The following is a 1,470-nucleotide window of genomic DNA, read 5'->3' on the forward strand; positions in this document are numbered from 1 at the left end:
TTGATGACTTTTACTATTTTACTAGTTTTAAACTTTTTTGTCAATACTTTTTTAAAAAGTTTTTTAAAGTTTAAATCCTTATCACTCAAATTACTTAGTAACTTGTTTCAGCGACAAGATTTATTATATACATAATTACTTTATCAATTAGTTATATTAACCTTAAATATAGAAACTTATACTTTAATTCCTCTCATATACTATTATATCCTCAAAATTACTTTTATTGATACACGTGGATATGTTTGCTTTTCTATTTTATTAATAATCGCTTTTTTGTTTATAAATTTACATGATTTTTAAAAATACAATAAAAAATTAATTTTGTTTTCCCATTATTAATAAAACAAAGGCTTTGGTCAAGCATTAAAATTGCCTAACCAAAGCTCTTTACTATATCACTATTTCATTTCTACTTTATAAGTACCTTTTAATTTCTCTACTAAATCTATAAATTCTTTGTTTTGTTTTTCATGAAGTAAGTTTGAAGCTATCATTGGTTTAACTTCTTCAAAATCTTTAGCAACTGAAGGTTGTTTATCTTCAACCTTTATTATATGGAAACCAAATTGAGTTTTTACAGGTTCACTAATTGTATCAACATCTAACTTAAATGCTGCATCCTCAAATTCAGGTACCATTCTACCTCTTTCAAAAACACCTAAGCTTCCACCTTGTGCTTTTGATGGACATTTAGAATACTTCTCAGCTGCCTCTTCAAAAGATATAACATTGTTTTTTATATCTTCTGCTATTTTTTTAGCTTCTTCTTCTCCATCAACTAATATATGTTTAGCATTTACTGTTTCTTCTGTTTTAAACATTTCTTTATTTTTTTCATAAAATGCTGTAATTTCTTCTTCAGTAACCTCAACATTTGAGAATGATTTAGTTATACCAGCTTGTATTAATAAATCTCTTTTTACTAATTCTAATTGTTTTTTAAATTCTTCATCACTTTCTAAGTTACTATCTTTTGCAAAATTATATACTAATTCATAGTTTATTATTTGATTTAATAATTGCTTTTTACCTTCTTCAGTACTAAAATATTGTTTGTTTTGTTCTGGAAATCTTGATATAGCAAATTCTAAATCTTGTTCTGTAATATTTTTTCCATTTACTGTAGCTAAAATTTTGTTTTCCATATAAATTCTCCTTTTAAAAAATTATTTATATTCTATAAGCACTAAACTCTATCTATTCAAGATTAAGTTTAAGCACTATAACCTTAATATTAATAATAAATTTTATTAAAGTTATAATAAATATTTATATGCTTAAAGTTATATTTTATTAATCTATTATAACATATTTTAAGTAACTATTTTGTTTATTTAAATTATTATTTTATATAAACAAAAAAACTCTTACTAATTAATTAGTAAGAGTTTATGGTGACTCCTAGGGGAATCGAACCCCTGTTACCACCGTGAAAGGGTGGTGTCTTAACCGCTTGACCAAGGAGCC

The 1,470-nt window shown here is 24.4% G+C and carries 1 protein-coding gene and 1 tRNA gene; both read right to left on the reverse strand.

Features of this window, described 5'->3' with window-relative positions; translation table 11 throughout:
* Positions 1-401 precede the first annotated feature (401 nt).
* Positions 402-1,148: a peptidylprolyl isomerase gene (locus CSGHG_RS19100; protein WP_010291377.1), complete on the reverse strand. Its 747-nt coding sequence runs from the start codon at positions 1,146-1,148 to the stop codon at positions 402-404.
* Between the two features lie 247 nt (positions 1,149-1,395).
* Positions 1,396-1,470 (reverse strand) — tRNA-Glu (locus CSGHG_RS19105).

The organism is Clostridium senegalense JC122, from assembly GCF_000285575.1.
Classification (GTDB): Bacteria; Bacillota; Clostridia; order Clostridiales; family Clostridiaceae; genus Clostridium_J; species Clostridium_J senegalense.

Bases quoted from the DNA above. Each gene is read 5' to 3' on its own strand.
- CSGHG_RS19100 (WP_010291377.1), bottom strand. From the start codon at position 1,148: ATGGAAAACAAAATTTTAGCTACAGTAAATGGAAAAAATATTACAGAA.